We start from the raw sequence: 17,971 nt of genomic DNA on the forward strand, positions 1-17,971 counted from the left end.
GCGTTCGCGCAGCGTGTCGCTTTGCGACTCAGCGCGTACGTTCCTCAGAATGACAATTTCTTAGAATGACAATTTCTTAGAATGACGATTTCTCAGAATGACGATTTCTCAGAATGACGATTTCTTAGAATGGCAATTTCTCAGAATGGCAATTTCTCAGAATGGCAATTTCTCAGAATGGCAATTTCTCAGAATGGCAATTTCTTAGAATGGCAATTTCTCAGAATGACATGATTTTATTTATAAACACCCTCTAAGATTGCAAGTTGAAATTGGGGGATTATGTCACGCAATTTCAACCACAATTAGCAATTATGGATTCCTATTTGTGAAGGGGTGAATACTGGGCTGAGAGGAAATCGCGAGAGCATATAATATCTGTGTATGACTGTAATACGACTTTCCCAAACTACTAACGCCTTGACTGTACGTATTAATTGATACTTGCCTTTGCTTTTAATGAATTGACTCTTTTTTGGTGAGAGTACAAGCTACGGCAGGAAATGAAACCAGTGAAATTCAATTCATTTGTATTTTGAATCCTGATTAATTCTTGATTACATCCAAAATTTAACCCTTATGCTCTAAAGACTCCTTCAGTGAGAATATGGAATTATGAGGCGGAGACAACAAAATAAAGTAAGTGTTAGTACTGAAGGCAGATAGGCAATTTTATTTAAGTAGTTGATTACCTCAACCTATTCTTTATGTTTCTAGCTTATGTTTCAAGCTACCCGTCGTCGTCTCGCGCTTTGGTATACGGCAATTACAGCAGTATTACTGTTAGTTTTTGCTTGTGGGGTGTATCTTTATGTTCGTAGTACCTTGATTGAGCGAATCGACGATACCCTCAATCATGTGGTGGAAGTTTTGGAGCGATCGCTTGTGATCGAACCAGTTAATGTTTCCGTAAAATCTGACGTAAATCAATTCCGCATCAATGTCGAAGCCAGTTTTCGCAACAATGCGAATACGGTAGAAGACGATCGCATCGATATCGAATGGTTTAGTTCGACTGGTAATTTACTCTGGTCAACTTTTTCCGAACCAATCAATATTCCGATTCGCTACAACCCTAATGGGGAGACGGTACGTGTGTTGAAGGAATTAGAAGCTTTCCCAAAGAACGTTGCTAATCCCCTGATATTTCGTCAACTTACCCAACGTGTGGAAATTGGACGGCAGGTTTTGGGGTATTTGCGGGTAAGTCATCCTTGGTTTGAAGTCACAAAACCTAGTCGAGAATTAATTTTTGATTTGGCTTTGGGAATCGCGTTAATGGTGCTTTCTGTTGGTGCTAGTGGTTGGTTTCTTTCGGGTAAGGCTATGGAACCCGTACATCAGTCATACCAACGCTTGAAGCAGTTTACAGCAGATGCTTCCCACGAGTTAAGAAGTCCGATCGCACTAATTCAAACCAATGTACAGGTAGCACTTGCTGATTTAGAATCTTTGGAACCAAATCAGACGAATACTGTTATTTCTTCCCATTACCGACAGCAACTCAAAATTGTCGAAAAATTAACCCAGCGTTTGGGTAAACTTGTTAATGATTTATTGTTTTTGGCAAGGCAAGATAGTGGTATTAGCAAAGAAAGTTTTTTACCATGTCCACTTGATGCATTGTTGATGGAAGTGGTGGAAGAACAGCAATTATTTGCAGTTGAAAAGAATATTTTGCTGTCATTGGAGTTAATCGATCCACCAGCAATGGAGACAAATCTAGAGTTGTTGGAAAATTGGTTTACATTAACTGGCGATTGGAATCAGTTAGTGCGATTATTTACAAATTTAATTGGTAATGCTTTGCGGTATACACCTAATGACGGCAAAGTTAAGGTTAAATTAATTAGGGTTGAGACTGTTTCTAGAGTTTCAGGACTACGTTATGTGACTCCGCAATTACAGGTGTTAATTTGTGATAGTGGGATTGGTATTCCTACTGAAGCATTACCAAAATTATTCGATCGCTTTTATCGAGTCGATCCAGCACGTACCCATTCTAGCCAAAATCGAGCGACAGAAAAGACCACAGGTTCAGGATTAGGACTTGCGATCGCGCAAGCTATTGTGGAAAATCATCAAGGGCAAATTTTGGTTGATAGTATTTTGGGTAAAGGTACGACTTTTACTGTTGCGCTACCGATTTTGGCAAGTGGGGAATAGGATACAAAAGTTGCACATTCCGAAAGCAAAGTGTATAAGAGAGTAGTATGGAAATTTTTTATCTTTAAAATTGTAATTAAAAGCCTTCTATTTCTATAGAAATTGCAATTATAAATGTTATTATACGTCGTTATCTACATTGTTGAAAAAAAATATGAATGAGTTAGAAAAACGTAAACTTCTGTCCGTACTTTGTCATGCCTCACCATTTTTAAGCTTTTTAGTTTTATCGGTAGCAGTACCAATTATAATTATGGCGACAACAGATGATTCTGTTGTTAAAGCCAATGCGAAAGAAGCTTTAAATTTTTTCATCAATTTATTTATTTACGGTATCATTGCTTTTATTTTGACTTTTGTTTTGATAGGATTTTTACTCTATCTTGTCTTATTTGCCATTAGTATAATACTTCCAATCATTGCCGTGATTAAAGTTATTAATAACCCCGAAGAACCTTACCGCTATCCATTTATTTTCCGTTTGGTTTAGAAAATGGGAGATTTTACCTACGTCTTCTATCTCCACAAAAATTTTAATTGCTCTGGTTTTAAAGTGACACTAATAAATGAATTATTCTAATCGTAGGGGTGGGGTTTTCCCACCCTTTCTAATGATATAGTTTGTACATTTATAGTTAAAAAATTTTATTTTATGAAAATTCATCAACTTATTTAAATATCATCACTAGTCCATTATTTTTTATATTTGGGAATATCCCAATCTTTTAACAATACCATCAACCAACCCGCAGTCAAGACTTGTCAGTTAAGGATTTTTTCCAGTAATTATTAAATTTGTAGAGACGTTGTACTCCAACGTCTTCTATATGATTTAAATGTCAATCTATTTCTCTTAACCGAGCTGTATTGGACACAAAGTGACTTCCAAAGGTAATCGCAAACTCCTAATTCTTTAGATATATTCCTCAAATCTAATTAAAGATAAATGAATCCTGACACGTAAGCGTTGTATCATAGTTATTCGCACGTGCTTTTCCGCGAATATGCCAGAACAAAAATCTACTTCTGCAACTCCGTCATTACGTCGAGTGCTGGAAATCCTCGCATCATACCCTTGGTTTGTGTTTGTCGGTATTATTAGTTTATTACTGCTAATTACCACCAATGCTTTGACTCCACAGCTATTTCGCTGGGGAATTGATCGAGGTATTTCTGAAAATAATTTGGATGTTGTCTTTAAATGTGCCCTTTTCTTAGTTTTAGCGGCAGTTGGTAGGGGAATATTTAGTTTTGGGCAAAATTTTTGTGCAGAATCTATTTCGCAGAATGTTGCTTATAGACTACGCAATCAGGTTTTTAGTAAAACTCAAAATTTAAGTTTGAGTTATTACAATAATACTTCTTCGGGACAATTATTAACTCGCGTTACTAGCGATGTCGAACAAATTCGTACTTTTATTGGCACAACTCTACTTCAAGTTACTAGTGGTTTTATCACTCTAATTACTAGTAGTATAATTGTGTTTACAATGAATTGGAAGTTGGCATTAATTACACTGACAGCGATACCATTAGCAGTTTTTTTGTTAAGTCAATTTTTTAAGAAAAATAGTAAATTATTTGGGATGGTGCAAGTTAAACTCGCGAACCTCAATAGTATTTTGGAGGAAAATTTAATTGGGGTAAGGGTTGTCAAAGCATTTGTACGGGAAAAGTCGGAAATATCACGCTATACAACGCTTAATGGTGAGTTATTAGATGTGAATATTAAGACAGTTAAGGTAGTAAGAAATTTATTTCCTGTCTTATTTTTGTTGAGTAATTTAATTAGTTTAGCAGTGATAGGATTTGGTGGTGCAGAGGTAATTGGTAAGCAGTTTTCATTAGGTGAATTGATTGCTTTTAATTCGTATTTAGTATTTATTCTTCAACCTGTTTTACAAATTGGGTTTGCTGCTGGTGTAATTGCCCAAGCTTCTGCCTCTGCAAAACGGGTTTATGAAATAATTGATGCCAAAATTGATATTAGCAATAATCCGAATGCAATAGTTTTAGGTTTAAGTGATATTAAAGGTGAAATTAAGTTTGAAAATGTAGGTTTTCGCTATCCAGGTTCGACAATAGAAACTCTCAAAAATATCTCCTTTGAAGCAAAACCAGGTGAATTTATCGCGATTGTGGGAATGACGGGAAGCGGTAAAAGTAGCATCGCAAATTTAATTCCCCGCTTTTATGATGTGACATCAGGAATAGTACGGGTTGATGGGTACGATGTGCGTGATTTGAAATTAGAAAGTTTGCGATCGCATGTTGCTACTGTCTTCCAAGATGCGACTTTATTCTCAGGTACGATTCGCGAAAATATTGCCTATGGTTTACCTGATTCCAGTTTGGAGCAAATTATCGAAGCGGCAAAAATTGCTCAAATCCACGATTTCATCAGTACTTTACCCGATGGTTACGACACAATTGTTGGGGAAAGGGGAATTGGTTTATCGGGGGGGCAAAAACAGCGTGTGGCAATTGCCAGAACCGTTTTGACTGATTTTCAGATTCTGATTCTGGATGACGCTACCTCCGCAGTCGATGCCAAAACAGCCAGCTTGATTTTAGAGTCATTAGAGGAATTAAGACAAGCTAGACAATGTACAATAATTGCGATCGCACAACGTATTAGTAGTATTCGCAATGCTGACAAAATCTTACTGGTTGACAAGGGGGAAGTTGTTGCTCAAGGGAAACATGAGGAGTTATTAGCAATGAGTTCGTTGTATGCGGGGATTTTAGCTTCCCAAATCCAGCAAAATCAACCAATCAGTTCACAAATATCTTGAATTCAAAGAAAAGTAAATAATTGATTAATTTACACAATTTTAAGGGATAATTTCCCAAAATCATCTAACGTTTTTTTGGTGTGCATTTTATGATTACCATACAACACGGTTTAATACGCACTGACACACGCACTAACAATAATTTAGATAGACAAATCAAAATAAAAAAAATTCAGCTAAAGATTGCCCAAGAAGGAAATATGCCTTTTGTTATTGAGGCAATTCAACGTCAATTGGCAGAATTAGAAATGGGAGAGGTAGATTTGCAACAAGATTCTGATTTTAACGCTTTGATGAGTTTATTAGACAATTAATAAATTTATCTAAATTTATCTAAGTTTAATTTTTTTGGTTGGTATTAAGGAACACCAAGAAATCAATTATCCCGATACATAAGGACTGAGTATCCCAGCCCCTACGAATGATAGGATTGATAAATGTATTAGCTTGCGACTTCTGCCATTTCAATGACGCGACCATCATAATCTTTAACCAAGAACTTTAATGGCTTGCGATCGCGGATTTTAAACTTCAAACCCCGCACTTCAACCCGCATCAAAATCAACTCCAGCGCATCATGGTCAAAACAAACATGACGCTGTTGATTTTTGCTGCCTAAACTTGCCCCTGTAATCACATGAAGCTGCGTATTCTTCTTTAATTGATACCAAAGCCCTTCACTTGCATTTGTCATGCGACTGCCAGCATAGCTGGGACTAGTGGACATATAAAGGGGGTCAATTCCCGCAGCACCAATGGTTTGTTCGTAGTTGTAGTAATAATGTAAAGGAACTTCGGCTGCTGGGAGGTCAAGTAATCCTTCGTATAATTGTCGCGCTACCTCCAAATCTGACACCATTACCGTGTATACTTTTGGCGCACTCGTCAAAAACATCCACATAGCACCAGCGTATGCAGCCAAGAGCATAACCATGATGCCTTGGGTAGAAATTAGGCTATCCAAGGGTAGGGAGGGCAAAAATGAGCCTAATGTCGAAGGCGGGAGCAGGAACCGTGTCACACTAACTGCTATGTCCATGAAAACTTCAATTTTTTGTATAAAGGAGCGTCTTTTGTTTTGATGAAATAGGACTTAAATTATAAGTCTGTGTTTCCAGTGTATCAATTACGAAAGTGTTTGACGGTTGACTCAAAATCATACCGCCATCAAAATAATATGCGATTATCTATGACTCTGCTAAATTTTAGTCAATATTAACAAGATTAACCCTAACTTAGTCTAACTGTTTATACTTTATGCAAATTCCCCATTTCTCAGAAGCTAATCATCCTCTTGTCAAGTCATTATTTCACCACAGTGACCTGGAATTGATTAATTTATTTCAGCTTAACCCTGATGCTGGTAAGTATTTCACGACGATTTTTTGCCGTTATAGTCCTATAGTCTACACTTTGATTCGTCATTCAGCCCGTTCTCCTGTCCAAGCCGATTATTTATTTGCCCTGACGTGGAAGCATATCTATCACGAACTTGCTGGGCTAGATTTAACTCTACCTGGGAATGAGAATCTCACGCTCCAAAATTGGCTGATTAACATGACAGCATATTGTATTAATGAAATTGAACTACCTCCCACTGAAGCAATTCACTATTCCCTAAAGGCAACTTCCCCACCATTATGGTGCTATGTGGAACAGTCTTTGGAACAGTTACCTCCGATGTTGCGGTTAATGGTATTGATGGCACAAACTTTCCATTGGAGTGAAACACGCATTGCTGCCTACCTTCAAGCTGAAGGTGAAGGAATTGCGCCACACGAGGTAGCCAATTTTCTCCAGGAAGGCTATCGTATGCTTGAGGAGAAGTTGCCAATAGACATACGCGCTATATATTTGGGCGAAAATCTTCTTCCTGCGTCAGTTGGGTAGAAACACTGTAGGTATGTGTTTCTTTTGTAAAAAATAACTTTTTCTAAAGCCTTCTACTTAAACCCGAAATTCTACGGAATTTTTTTTTATGAAACGGAAAGATTCATCACCAGGGCAAATGCTACCAATGTTCCCACTGAAAAAGTGGCAGCATTCCCAAAAGCAGCATCCCTATACTTTTTACATATTTCTTTTTGCTTGTTTGTTAATGCCAGCTACAGCAAATGCGGCTGATATTACTGAGCAACTTCATTACCCGAAACAACAAGCTGTATCCCAGGATGGGAGAAATGAGGCTGATAGTTTGATGGGAATTGCCGAACGGCAGTTGCAGCAAAAGACTCCTGAGAAAGCTGTTACTTCGTTATTGCAAGCGTTGGAGCTTTATCATTCGATTAGTGACTTAAGGGCGCAGGGTTTAGCTTACGATTTACTTGGTAAGGCTTATGTGGAATTAGGTCAATTTAAAGACGCTGAAGATGCGATTAGGCGGCGGTTGGCTGTAGCACGGGATACTCAGGATTTTCGCGGACAAGTTTTCGCTTTAAATAATGTAGGTAGTTTGCTGTTACAAAAGGGTGAAGCTTTGGCAGCAAGGGAATCATTTGCGGAAGCTGTGGGAATTGCTAGTCAAATTAAAAACTCTGAGGCTCAGGGTTTATCCTTAAGTAATTTGGGTTTGGCGACGGCAAGATTGGGTGATTATAACAAAGCGATTAAGCTTTACGAAACGGCTTTGATTTATCGGCGTATAGTTGGCGACCCGATTGCAGAGGGTAACACTTACAACAATTTGGGTGAAGCTTACTTAGCGATGGGAGATTACCAAAACACCATCGGTACATTTGGTTATGGTTTAAGACTAGCAACTCGCACACGCGATCGCATGAATGAGTTTCGTGCTATTGATGGGTTAGTAGCTGCACATAGTTCGGTGGGAAGGAAGGAAAGAGCTTCTGAGTTACTGTCGCAGCGTTTGACTTTAGCTCGGCAATTAGGTAACATCCCTGAAGAATTGACAACCTTTGAAGCTTACGCTTTATTGTACGAAAAACAAGGGAATTATCGAACCGCACGTAATTTCTACGAACGTGCGATCGTTTTATCTCGCACTTTGGAAGATAATAAGAAGGAAGTGCAATTAGTCGATAAGTTGACGCAAATGTTGAAGAAGTAGCGAATTGGTGATTGGGAATTGGGCAATGGGCAATGGGCAATAGGCAATAGGCAATAGATAATATGATATTAGTCTTTAGAAATAAAAACTAATTCTTACAGCAGATTTCAATTACATGAAGTACAGTCATTGAACCGGAATTCATTAATAATCAAAAGCCATTGAATCAAAAGCCATATACAAAGCTTTTACTTCACATTTCTGAATTCTGTTGTAATCCTCAATTCCCAATTCCCTAATTTAAATAGACTACACCATTCTTTTCAATTCGCAATGCGGTTCTATCCATCGCAAAATCTGTGGTTTCTTGTAGAGTCACTTTCAAGATACCCTGTGGAGAACTTTGTGGAGTCACCATCAATAATCCTCTATCTTGACGGTAGAAAGTCACATTCGCAGGTGTGTTTAAACCCTGTAGCGTTACTTGCGATCGCCCTGGTAAAATACGTTGTTGGGTATCGCCAATTGCTTGATAAACAATTGGTGCATTGGTTTGGTTCATTAGTAATATGCTAACTTTACCATCAGTTGGACTAACTGCTGCAACTGCTTTTTCATATCTATTTCTGCCACTAAGTCTCGAATTAATTCTTGAATTATTTTGCGAGTTTTGTTGGGTTCTTTGATAAATTGACGACTGCTGAATAATGACATTAGAATCAGGTGCTTCCCCACCAACACCTAATTGTGTTTGAGTAGAACTAGAATTTGTTCCTTGTGTATTCATCCTATTTGTAAATGCATTTGGTGGACATCCCTGGGGAACAGGAACACGATTATTGTGAGGTTCTTCGTAAAAGATTTTCGGACAAGGATTGACTTGCGAACCAGGAACATTTACTGGTTGTTGTGCTTGTACGGTTTGGGAGATTGCGGGTAAACCAATTACCAATCCACCAAATATTATACCCACTAATTGAATTGAATTACGAAAGTTGTTAATTTTACTATTCATTTTTAAGTTTCCAAAAAGAATATTTTTATTAAGTTTGATCTACCCAAACAGTCATAAAAAAGATGCCATATCAATAAAATAACAAATCGCGATCGCACTTTCCTCTACCTGTAGAAGTGATGCGATCGCGAGTTTTGGTAATTCTTCTTTCACATAAAACAATCTATCTATAGATAGATGCTAATTATGCAAGTATTTTCCGATAAATAGTAGATTATTTTCACTAAAAAAACACCAAAAAATAAATTATCCCAAATTTTTGTAGGGGTAGGGTTTCCCTACCCTTACTCATACAATACTCCCTACTCTCACTCATACAATAATTCTATTAGAGAACTCCACAGAATAATTGATCCTATGATAAGAGTAAGCCACAAAATAAATGATCCTGTGTTGTCATGCTGAGGAACGAAGCATCTATACGAGATTCTAGCCTGCGGCAACGCGAAGCGCGTACGTTCCTCAGAATGACATTGGGCATTTCTTTATGTGGAGTTCTCTTAATAAATCTGCGAAGTTGGAATATTTTATTTTCTGGAAGTCACTAATTATTCACAACTGCCGTATCTACACCAAATTGCAAAGAATATAGATTTGCATAAACTCCATTTTGGGCAATTAATTCAGCATGAGTACCTTGTTCGAGAATTTCACCTTGCTGAACCACTAATAATTTATCAGCTTGTGTAACCGTACTCAAACGATGGGCAATGACAAAACTTGTTTTATTTTTTAACAGTTTTGACATCGCATCTTGGATTAATGCTTCCGTGCGAGTATCGATGCTACTTGTTGCTTCATCTAATATCATAATTCGCGGATTAATTAATACTGCACGGGCAATACTTATTAACTGCCTTTGTCCTTGAGATAGACTAACTCCCCGTGTTCCCACTGCTGTATCATAAGCTTGGGGAAGCGTCATAATAAATTCATGGACATTGGCAACTTTTGCTGCTGCTTCGATTTCTGCAAGTGTCGCTTCGGGATTTCCAAAGGCAATATTTTCGGCAATAGTACCGCTAAACAAAACCATATCTTGCAGTACTATACCAATCTGACGACGCAAACTTGCTTGTGTTACTTGACGCACATCAATCCCATCAATTTTAATAGCACCTTTGGTGACATCATAGAAGCGTAAAATCAAATTTATAATTGTACTTTTACCTGCTCCTGTAGCACCAACAAGCGCTATCATTTCTCCAGATTTGGCATGTATATTGACGTTTTTGAGTATAGTTTGATTTTGTTTATAGCCAAAAGTAACATTTTCAAAATCAACTTTCCCGTCAATTAATGGCATTTCTATCGCATCATTTGCGTCTTTGAGTTGAGATGGTTCATCTAATAGTAAAAAAATCCTTTCCAATCCAGCCAATGCTGATTGTGCTTGGGTATAAAATTGGCTAAGAATTTGTAGAGGTTGGAAAAATTGTTGTAAATAAATCAGAAAAGCCGTCACAGTTCCCACAGTCATCGTCTGGGTAATAACAAGATAGCTACCATAGGTGAATATAGTTGCAACAGATAAGGTATTTAAGACATCTATAGTTGGTAAAAAAGCTGCCGTAATTGTTACTGCTTGAATATTTGCATCGCGATTTGCGGCATTTAATTTTTCAAAATTACTGATATTTAATTCACTGCGGTTGAATAATTGAGCTTCACGAATACTTCCTAAATCTTCCTCTATCCTGGTAGAAAGTTCGCTAATACTTTGACGTGTGACACGAAATTTACTACGTGCTAATTTTCCAAAAACAGTAGTAATAATAACTACTAATGGAATCACAATATTGCTTAATAATCCCAATTGGAGATTAACAACCAGCATTGCGATCGCAATTCCCACCAAACTAAATACACTGCCGACAATTTGTGCGATCGCAAGTCCAAATACTTGATTTACTGTACTCACGTCGTTCAGTAAGCGACTCATTAAATCCCCTGCGGAACTGGTATCAAAAAAGCTTAGTGGTAGTGTTTGTAATTTAGTAAAAATATCTTGCCGCAGTTGTGCCAGTACGTTTTGAGTAATCCAATTTATGCGAAGAATTTGAGCGCGGATAGATGTAAATCCAGCTAAATAAACAGCCAAGATGAGCAACAACATTTGCATCAATCCTGGTAAATTACCTTTCGCAATAAGATTATCAATTGACCAACCAATTAAAAATGGAGCCAATCCTTGCATTATCGCAGTAAAAATCACAAATCCTAATGCTACGGGAATTGTTTTGCGATGTGGAATTAAATATTTTCCAAAGCGTTGTAGGGTTGGTGTCTGTTGGTTTGTCATCGAATTTTTAAGTTTTAGATTTTAAGTTTTAGATTTTAAGTTTTAGATTTTAAGTTTCATCCAAAACTATAGGGGCGAGATAACCCCACCCCTACGAATGATACAATCAATAAGTCCATGATTGGATATTTTATTTTTAGGAAGTACCTAGAGACGCATCGAAGGGATTGTATAGTCTCCTGAATTGAACATCTCTACTTCCCAAATTGCTTCATAGTGTTGAATATTTCCTCTGCGTCAACTGCTGCTCCTTGGCTTTTGTAGTGTTGTGCGAGTATTTGTGAGTCTGCCACTGCGGCTTTTTTGTTGCCTAATTTGTAATGTGCAACTCCCCGATTAAAGTAAGCATTCTCGTATTTGTGATTAATTTTAATGGATATATTATAGTCTTGGATTGCTTTTTGATAATCCCCTAAACTGGCATATAAAAGTCCCCTATTTACATAAAATTCGGCTGACTTTGGATTAAGTTCTATCGCTTTATCATAATCTGCGATCGCATCTTGATATTTTTTCAAACTAGCTTTTGCAGAACCTCGATGGCTATAGCTTTCCGCATCATTTTGATTCATTTTTAATGCTAGATTATAGCTCTCTATTGCACCTTGATAATCACCAGACTTATATTTTTTGAAAGCATTTTTTGAGCCAGCGTTGGTATTGTCGGGATTAATTTGTAGAGAGTGTTCAAAATCCCCTGTCGCTGTTAGACGAGTGGTTGGTTCACTGCTTTCGCTTGATTTTAAATTGGTACTGGTTGAAACATTATAAATACCAGCTTTGCTGATATGACTTGAACTAATTTTCCAAGCTGATGCTACTGCAACAAAGACAACTACTGTAACAGTAAACTTCCACATTTTCATATTTTTCATATCTCCCTTAGGATTAAACCGATCAACCACACACTTCGCGATAATGGGTTACTTTACTGCAATACTTTTTCAGAGCAGTTTACGACTATCACAATTTGACTTCATCAAATAGCGAAACTAATAACACGTATAGTGCCGTAATAATTGAATCGAAGGGTAAATCAGTTCTAACAATAGAAGATTATAATCAAAAATACATTGAAATACAGAGTAATGATGAGATTTACTAACCTATATAGCTTCTTTATTCATGAGGATAAAACTGATTTCCGGAGGATATAAAAAGAGCATTATTTAGTTTAAAATTAATAAAAAATGTATTTCAATACACATATTCATTGATTCCGAAAATATTTTAAAGTTTGACTTCAATAGAGATAATCAATTACATCTATAGCCCGAAAATATTAAATCCTGTTTGTACTGACACTTGAAAATTCACAGATAGACTTAAATGGACAAAAGCGGCAATGATAGCCTGGATTTGGTGGAAAAATAATACTAAAAATTTGCAATTTTTTATTAAATCTATACATGTCCTCTTGGTGTTTTTGGGCAATATCAGCGAGTTCATTCTCAACACGATCTAGCTCGTGATTAGATATAACAAGTAACTCTGATTTTTTATCAGATTCTAAATTATAAAAAGATGCTACCGCTTCATACCCAGGGTATAAATAACGAGCTGCTACCAAGTAAACTAAAGCTTGTCGTTGGTCAAATGGAGATTTTCCAGTTTTAAAGTCGAGAATATGTAAAGTACGTAGATGCGGTATCGATTCCAAAGAAGTGTCAGTTTCGATAAAAACGCAGTCCATTGCTGCATACAAACGAAAACTGTAACTTTCTTTTTCAATCGCGATCGCTTTCGGAAATCCTTCATCTCCTCTTGTGAGCAGCAGAATCCGTTTATCTGCAAGCATTGGGGATGAGTGATAGTTTTTCAAAATTTGTATTACCCGTTGTCGAACTTCTTCACTGCTTTCACTTAATTTCAACAACTCCGCAACTTTTTCGACTCCATTTGCAGCTTTCAACAGTCTAGGATTGTAATGAAACTCGTACACACCTCTTTGTGCTAACAAACCAATATGCTGTGATGCATTCACCTTTTTTAGCTGCGCTTTGACTTGCGGTTCGTGTTGTCGTGCTTTCATAAACCCCCTTCGCATTTGACAATGCCAGCGTTTTTGTCCTTCTGCTGGGGAAATTAAAGACCAAAGGTTATAGCTTGCGAATGGTCGCTCAGGGGTTGACATTGTTCGGTTTGGGTGAGAGAAAATACAAGTTAGTAAATTGTCTGAAATTAGCCGAATTTTAGTATGTAACAAAAAATGCATACCAAACTCAGTATTAGAGACAGAAGTCGATTAGCTCTAATACAGAAGTAAGAACCTTAATTGAGTAGCTATTTTGATACAGACTATACTGATGAAAGATTAATTGTAGTTACTCAATTAACTTAAGCTTGAGTTGATCACACCACAGAATGAAAATTTCCCTACTCAAGAATTTACTGAATAGGTTGCTATATATATTGTGACAAATCTAAAAGCTATCTTGGATACAAATTTTCTTTTTTATCAAAATGGCTTCAATATTTGCCATGCTGTAAGCTACTACTAGTATTATAGTTGTTGATTTTGGAACTAAAATCTCTAATATTCTAATTCTCAAAAATTAACAATACTTTGTATAAATTAATAAAATGAAAACTATTGCGAACTTACTGACATCACTAATTATCGCTTTTTGGGTAATTGCGATCGCGGTTCTCTCTGTTCAAAATGCTGAACCAATATCTTTAAAATTTCTCTCTTTCCAATCCATCCAAATTCCGTTTGGTTTGGTTTTGGCGTTTAGCGCGGGTATTGGGATAATGAGTGTGGCTATTCTCAAACCTTTATGGAGTATTGCAGGTTTAGAAACGGGTAGTTCTAAACTTGATGATGAACCGGAATTTTTCAGTGATGAAGATTTTTGAAAGTTTAAGCTTGATTCTTTAACCTTTATTTTTCCCAGACACAAGAATACAGCCAATTACAAATAGTGTTAATCCAATATAACTAAATACAGTTAACCATTCTAGCCAGCGATCGGAAATTATCATCAAAATATATCTACCATTCACAATCTAAAATCTAAAATCTAAAATTCAAAATCAAAGACGTTCCATCGGAACGTCTCTACTTTGTATCCATCCAATTATCACCAGCACGCGCTTCAACTAATAATGGAACTCGTAAACTGACAGCATTTTCCATTACTGACTTAATATGTACTTGTAATTCTTCCCATTCATTTGGTGGAACTTCAAACACCAATTCATCATGCACTTGTAACAACAATCTTGCTTGATAATTTTTCAAAACTTCTTGCATTTGTACCATTGCAATTTTAATAATATCAGCACTGGAACCTTGAATTGGAGCATTAGCAGCAGAACGAAGTAAACCAGAATCGTAAGCACCTAAATTTTTCAGCTTACTCAAATCAATCTCTTCAATATTGCGACCTTTTAAATCCCGCAAACTATTTACTGTAAAATCAAAATAGCGACGACGACCAAAAATAGTCTCAACGTATCCATTCGATATAGCTTGCTTTTTCACAGTTTCCAAATATTCAAAAATCTTCGGATAGCGGATATAAAATTTATTAATAAACACATTTGCTAAACTTTTATCCACACCAGTAGAACGGGAAAATCTTAACGAACCCATGCCATAAATTACACCAAAATTAATTGTTTTAGCAACTCTGCGATCGCTATCGGAAATATCATCTTTTTCAAACATTAATTTTGCGGTAATTGTGTGAATATCCTCGTTATTTTGATAAGCTTGTAACAAAATTGGTTCTTCACTTAAATGGGCTAAAATTCGTAATTCTATTTGCGAATAATCAGCAGCTACCATCAACCATCCATCTTGGGGTATAAATGCTTTACGAATTAGACGACTAAATGCAGTGCGAATCGGAATATTTTGTAAGTTGGGATTCGATGAAGATAAACGTCCAGTAGATGTTACAGTTTGATTAAAATCTGTATGAATACGCTGAGTATCTGGACGTACTAATTTTGGTAGCGCATCTACATATGTGGATTTTAATTTGGCAAGGGTACGATATTCTGTAATTGCGTCAATAATTCCCCTATTATCAACTTCACCTAATCGCTCTAAGGTTCCTGCATCTGTAGAATAACCTGTTTGGATTTTGCGCGAATATTTAGTACTTAAACCCAATTTATCAAATAATATTTGACTAAGTTGTTTTGGTGAACCCAAATTAAATGTTTCACCAGCAATCTCATATACTTTTTTCTCGTATTGAGCTAAATCAGTTTCTAAGATTTGTGAAAGTTCTTGCAGATAATCTGTATTAATACGGATTCCCCGATATTCCATCTCAGCTAAAACTGGTTCTACTGGTTGTTCCAGTTCCAAAAGTAGTTTTAATGAAATCGGATTTTTTTCTAGTTCTTCCCGCAGTTTCCCAACTAGTTGAAATGTTGCATGAACTTGCAAACAACAATAATAAGCGACTTTCTTAATTTCAATATCGCCAATGTTTTTACCTTTGGGAACTAAGTCTTGATAGCTATTTAAAATTAAACCCAAATGTCGCTCAGTAATCGCATTCAAATTATGGCTATTATCAGGGTTTAAAATATAACTCGCTAACATTGTATCAAATACAACCCCAGCCAAATTAATTCCTTGACATTTAAAAATCAAACGGTCAAATTTAGCATTTTGGAAAGTTTTTGGATATTTATCACTTTCCAATATTGGCTTGAGTTTTGTTAGTGCAATTTCTAAGTCTAAATTAAGACTTAAATTAAGATTTAAATTTTCACCTTGACGATGATTTAGAGGAATATAAGCAACCTCATCAGGTTCCGTACCCCAGCAACAACCAATACCAACTAACTTCGCATCACGAGGTTCTAAATCGCTAGTTTCCGTATCCCATGCTACGGGTATTTGCGGATTCGTGTATTCTTCGAGTATTTTAATTAACTCATCTAATTTCGCTTCAGTGTCAATTATTTGTGGTTGAACATTAGAAGTAGGTTGTTGTTGTAATGCATCGGTATCTTCTGCACTCCAAAACCACAAATCAAAATCGCTACTAGAAATATTAGTCGTATCTTGATTAGTATTACTTGTTTTATCTGTTAAAGAAAGATTATTTTCAGCAACAACACCACCAAGACGTTCTTGTATTTGATTTATTTTACCAAGAAACGAATTAAATTCTAATTTCTCTAAAATTGGTATCAGATTACTTGTATCAAAACCTTCTAACTTACAGTCATCTAAATTTATTTCAATTGGAACATCTTGAACAATAGTCGCCAAATAACGAGACTTTTCAGCGTCTTCCTTGCCAGCTTCAAGTTTCTTTAAAGTTGCACCTTTGAGTTCACTCAACGAAGCATATACATTATCAAGAGAACCATAGGTATTTAAAAGTTGGACTGCGGTTTTGTCTCCAATTCCCTTCACACCAGGAATATTATCAGAAGTGTCACCACAAAGCGCCTTATAATCAATAACCTGCGAAGGTAAAACACCGAGTTTATCCTTAACTTCCGCTTCTCCAAACTCAGGTAAACCCGAACTCGATCGCTGTAACGATTCCTTACTTAAATAGAGAACCTTGATTTCTTTCTCTGTGTCAACCAATTGAAACAAATCTCTATCTCCCGTGAGAATTTTCACCCCATAGCCATCATTAGTGGCTTTTCGTGATAAAGTCCCCAAAATATCATCCGCTTCATAACCTGGGGCAGTCAACACCTTGAGATTGAGCGCATCCAACAATTCCTGTAGATTTTTCAGATCGGGAACAAAATCCTCAGGAGTTCCCGGACGATCGCCTTTATAGGTATCATCAGCTTCATGGCGAAAAGTCGGCAAACCCAAATCGAATGCGATCGCAATATTACTGGGTTGTTCCTTGGCAATTACCTCCAAAAGCGATTTGAGGAAACCAAAGCAAACACTGGTAGGGATTCCCGATTTTGTACGTAATCCCTTTTCCCGTCCTTTTGCAAAAGCGAAGTAGGAACGAAATGCTAGCGAATGTCCATCAACCAGGATGAACGTTGGTTTTTGTGCGGTAGAAGATTCGGAAGTCAACTGATTTTTGGGTTTGCGATCGGACATCCTTTATTGTAGCCATTAGGTTGCGATCGCGAACGCTCATATCCCCGACTTTTTCAAAAGTCGGGGATATGAGGATAAAAAACTTAGGATATTTAACGAATTAAGCAGCAGCTTGTGCAGGAGCCATAGCAACTACAGAACCAGCAACAGTAGCAATTGTGAATAATCCAGTTAAGCTCTTCTTAAACATGATTAAAAATCCTTCTCGTTTTGTACAAATTGGTTTAAAAAATTCAACTTCCATCGTTTGCAGTGTTTTTTAATGGGGTTGATTTGTTTGAATACACAATTGATAACTCAGTATTCTTTGAAGCGTCTAGACCAAAAAGCCTTTTTCGCTGAGTCTTTATATAAATTGGCTATTTTCAATCTCCAAGTCACTAATATTTGCTGCTATTAGATACTTTCTCTGTCTAATTACTGATAGTTTTTCGTAGGATTACAGATTGGTTCTCTAAAAACCTCTAAAGTCTCTATTTAGATTTACGTAATCACTTGCGTAATCAATAATTCAATAGTCATTTTTATACATGGATTTGGAACAAGATTGGCTGATAAGAGTGTTCCAAGTAAAAAAGTGCCCAATTGTCATGCTGAATGGAGCGAAGCGCAATGAAGCATCTCTGTCTATTAC

General features: G+C 36.7%; 15 protein-coding genes. 7 read left to right on the forward strand and 8 right to left on the reverse strand.

The window, feature by feature from the left end; all coding sequences use genetic code 11:
• The first annotated feature begins 720 nt into the window (after positions 1–720).
• The 4 genes from CK510_RS10670 (at position 721) to CK510_RS10685 (ending at position 5,275) form a co-directional block, all read left to right on the forward strand.
• The gene (locus CK510_RS10670) at positions 721–2,166 is read left to right on the forward strand and encodes a sensor histidine kinase (protein WP_095721684.1); all 1,446 of its coding nucleotides are present in this window, start codon (positions 721–723) and stop codon (positions 2,164–2,166) included.
• 154 nt (positions 2,167–2,320) lie between these two features.
• Entirely contained in the window at positions 2,321–2,656 is a 336-nt protein-coding gene (locus tag CK510_RS10675; RefSeq protein ID WP_095721685.1) for a DUF4870 domain-containing protein, read from the forward strand.
• Between the two features lie 514 nt (positions 2,657–3,170).
• Positions 3,171–4,961 carry an ABC transporter ATP-binding protein gene (locus tag CK510_RS10680; RefSeq protein WP_095721686.1) on the forward strand — a complete coding sequence of 597 codons (1,791 nt, stop codon included), beginning with the start codon at positions 3,171–3,173 and terminating at the stop codon, positions 4,959–4,961.
• A gap of 89 nt (positions 4,962–5,050) precedes the next feature.
• Entirely contained in the window at positions 5,051–5,275 is a 225-nt protein-coding gene (locus tag CK510_RS10685) for a hypothetical protein (RefSeq protein WP_095721687.1), read from the forward strand.
• A gap of 128 nt (positions 5,276–5,403) precedes the next feature.
• On the opposite strand, the gene CK510_RS10690 is transcribed toward CK510_RS10685, so the two are convergent.
• On the reverse strand, positions 5,404–6,000 hold the full coding sequence (locus CK510_RS10690; protein ID WP_095721688.1) for a glyoxalase-like domain protein: 597 nt from the start codon (positions 5,998–6,000) through the stop codon (positions 5,404–5,406).
• Between the two features lie 218 nt (positions 6,001–6,218).
• Here CK510_RS10690 and CK510_RS10695 point away from each other — a divergent pair, with 218 nt between their 5' ends.
• Together CK510_RS10695 and CK510_RS10700 are read left to right on the forward strand one after the other, a co-directional pair.
• Positions 6,219–6,851 carry an RNA polymerase sigma factor gene (locus tag CK510_RS10695; protein ID WP_095721689.1) on the forward strand — a complete coding sequence of 211 codons (633 nt, stop codon included), beginning with the start codon at positions 6,219–6,221 and terminating at the stop codon, positions 6,849–6,851.
• A gap of 88 nt (positions 6,852–6,939) precedes the next feature.
• Positions 6,940–8,028 (forward strand): tetratricopeptide repeat protein, encoded by a 1,089-nt coding sequence (locus CK510_RS10700; protein WP_095721690.1) that lies wholly within the window; start codon positions 6,940–6,942, stop codon positions 8,026–8,028.
• Between the two features lie 235 nt (positions 8,029–8,263).
• Here CK510_RS10700 and CK510_RS10705 read toward each other — a convergent pair whose 3' ends face one another.
• The 4 genes from CK510_RS10705 to CK510_RS10720 form a co-directional block, all read right to left on the reverse strand.
• Positions 8,264–8,983, reverse strand: a complete 720-nt coding sequence (locus tag CK510_RS10705) for a hypothetical protein (protein WP_095721691.1) — start codon at positions 8,981–8,983, stop codon at positions 8,264–8,266.
• A 544-nt stretch (positions 8,984–9,527) separates the two neighbouring features.
• Positions 9,528–11,285, reverse strand: coding sequence for an ABC transporter ATP-binding protein (locus CK510_RS10710; RefSeq protein ID WP_095721692.1), 1,758 nt, complete (start codon positions 11,283–11,285; stop codon positions 9,528–9,530).
• A gap of 194 nt (positions 11,286–11,479) precedes the next feature.
• On the reverse strand, positions 11,480–12,160 hold the full coding sequence (locus CK510_RS10715) for a tetratricopeptide repeat protein (RefSeq protein WP_095721693.1): 681 nt from the start codon (positions 12,158–12,160) through the stop codon (positions 11,480–11,482).
• A 407-nt stretch (positions 12,161–12,567) separates the two neighbouring features.
• Positions 12,568–13,419: a PD-(D/E)XK nuclease family protein gene (locus CK510_RS10720; RefSeq protein ID WP_095721694.1), complete on the reverse strand. Its 852-nt coding sequence runs from the start codon at positions 13,417–13,419 to the stop codon at positions 12,568–12,570.
• Positions 13,420–13,868: 449 nt separating this feature from the next.
• Here CK510_RS10720 and CK510_RS10725 point away from each other — a divergent pair, with 449 nt between their 5' ends.
• Complete coding sequence (locus CK510_RS10725) at positions 13,869–14,144, forward strand: lipopolysaccharide assembly protein LapA domain-containing protein (protein WP_095721695.1); 276 nt, start codon at positions 13,869–13,871, stop codon at positions 14,142–14,144.
• Positions 14,145–14,162: 18 nt separating this feature from the next.
• Here CK510_RS10725 and CK510_RS33930 read toward each other — a convergent pair whose 3' ends face one another.
• From CK510_RS33930 to CK510_RS32695, 3 genes are all read right to left on the reverse strand, one after another.
• Positions 14,163–14,291 (reverse strand): hypothetical protein, encoded by a 129-nt coding sequence (locus tag CK510_RS33930; RefSeq protein WP_281257005.1) that lies wholly within the window; start codon positions 14,289–14,291, stop codon positions 14,163–14,165.
• Positions 14,292–14,346: 55 nt separating this feature from the next.
• Positions 14,347–17,337, reverse strand: coding sequence for a DNA polymerase I (gene polA, locus CK510_RS10730; RefSeq protein ID WP_095721696.1), 2,991 nt, complete (start codon positions 17,335–17,337; stop codon positions 14,347–14,349).
• A gap of 100 nt (positions 17,338–17,437) precedes the next feature.
• Positions 17,438–17,581 (reverse strand): hypothetical protein, encoded by a 144-nt coding sequence (locus CK510_RS32695; RefSeq protein ID WP_211293156.1) that lies wholly within the window; start codon positions 17,579–17,581, stop codon positions 17,438–17,440.
• Positions 17,582–17,971 lie beyond the last annotated feature (390 nt).

The sequence above is a fragment of the Brunnivagina elsteri CCALA 953 genome (genome assembly GCF_002289455.1).
In the GTDB taxonomy this organism is placed as follows: Bacteria; Cyanobacteriota; Cyanobacteriia; order Cyanobacteriales; family Nostocaceae; genus Brunnivagina; species Brunnivagina elsteri.

Bases quoted from the DNA above. Each gene is read 5' to 3' on its own strand.
- CK510_RS10680 (WP_095721686.1), top strand. From the start codon at position 3,171: ATGCCAGAACAAAAATCTACTTCTGCAACTCCGTCATTACGTCGAGTG.
- CK510_RS10710 (WP_095721692.1), bottom strand. From the start codon at position 11,285: ATGACAAACCAACAGACACCAACCCTACAACGCTTTGGAAAATATTTA.
- CK510_RS10705 (WP_095721691.1), bottom strand. From the start codon at position 8,983: ATGAATAGTAAAATTAACAACTTTCGTAATTCAATTCAATTAGTGGGT.
- CK510_RS10685 (WP_095721687.1), top strand. From the start codon at position 5,051: ATGATTACCATACAACACGGTTTAATACGCACTGACACACGCACTAAC.
- CK510_RS10690 (WP_095721688.1), bottom strand. From the start codon at position 6,000: ATGGACATAGCAGTTAGTGTGACACGGTTCCTGCTCCCGCCTTCGACA.
- CK510_RS10675 (WP_095721685.1), top strand. From the start codon at position 2,321: ATGAATGAGTTAGAAAAACGTAAACTTCTGTCCGTACTTTGTCATGCC.
- CK510_RS10695 (WP_095721689.1), top strand. From the start codon at position 6,219: ATGCAAATTCCCCATTTCTCAGAAGCTAATCATCCTCTTGTCAAGTCA.
- CK510_RS10715 (WP_095721693.1), bottom strand. From the start codon at position 12,160: ATGAAAAATATGAAAATGTGGAAGTTTACTGTTACAGTAGTTGTCTTT.
- CK510_RS10720 (WP_095721694.1), bottom strand. From the start codon at position 13,419: ATGTCAACCCCTGAGCGACCATTCGCAAGCTATAACCTTTGGTCTTTA.
- CK510_RS10700 (WP_095721690.1), top strand. From the start codon at position 6,940: ATGAAACGGAAAGATTCATCACCAGGGCAAATGCTACCAATGTTCCCA.
- CK510_RS10725 (WP_095721695.1), top strand. From the start codon at position 13,869: ATGAAAACTATTGCGAACTTACTGACATCACTAATTATCGCTTTTTGG.
- CK510_RS32695 (WP_211293156.1), bottom strand. From the start codon at position 17,581: ATGGAAGTTGAATTTTTTAAACCAATTTGTACAAAACGAGAAGGATTT.
- CK510_RS10670 (WP_095721684.1), top strand. From the start codon at position 721: ATGTTTCAAGCTACCCGTCGTCGTCTCGCGCTTTGGTATACGGCAATT.
- polA (WP_095721696.1), bottom strand. From the start codon at position 17,337: ATGTCCGATCGCAAACCCAAAAATCAGTTGACTTCCGAATCTTCTACC.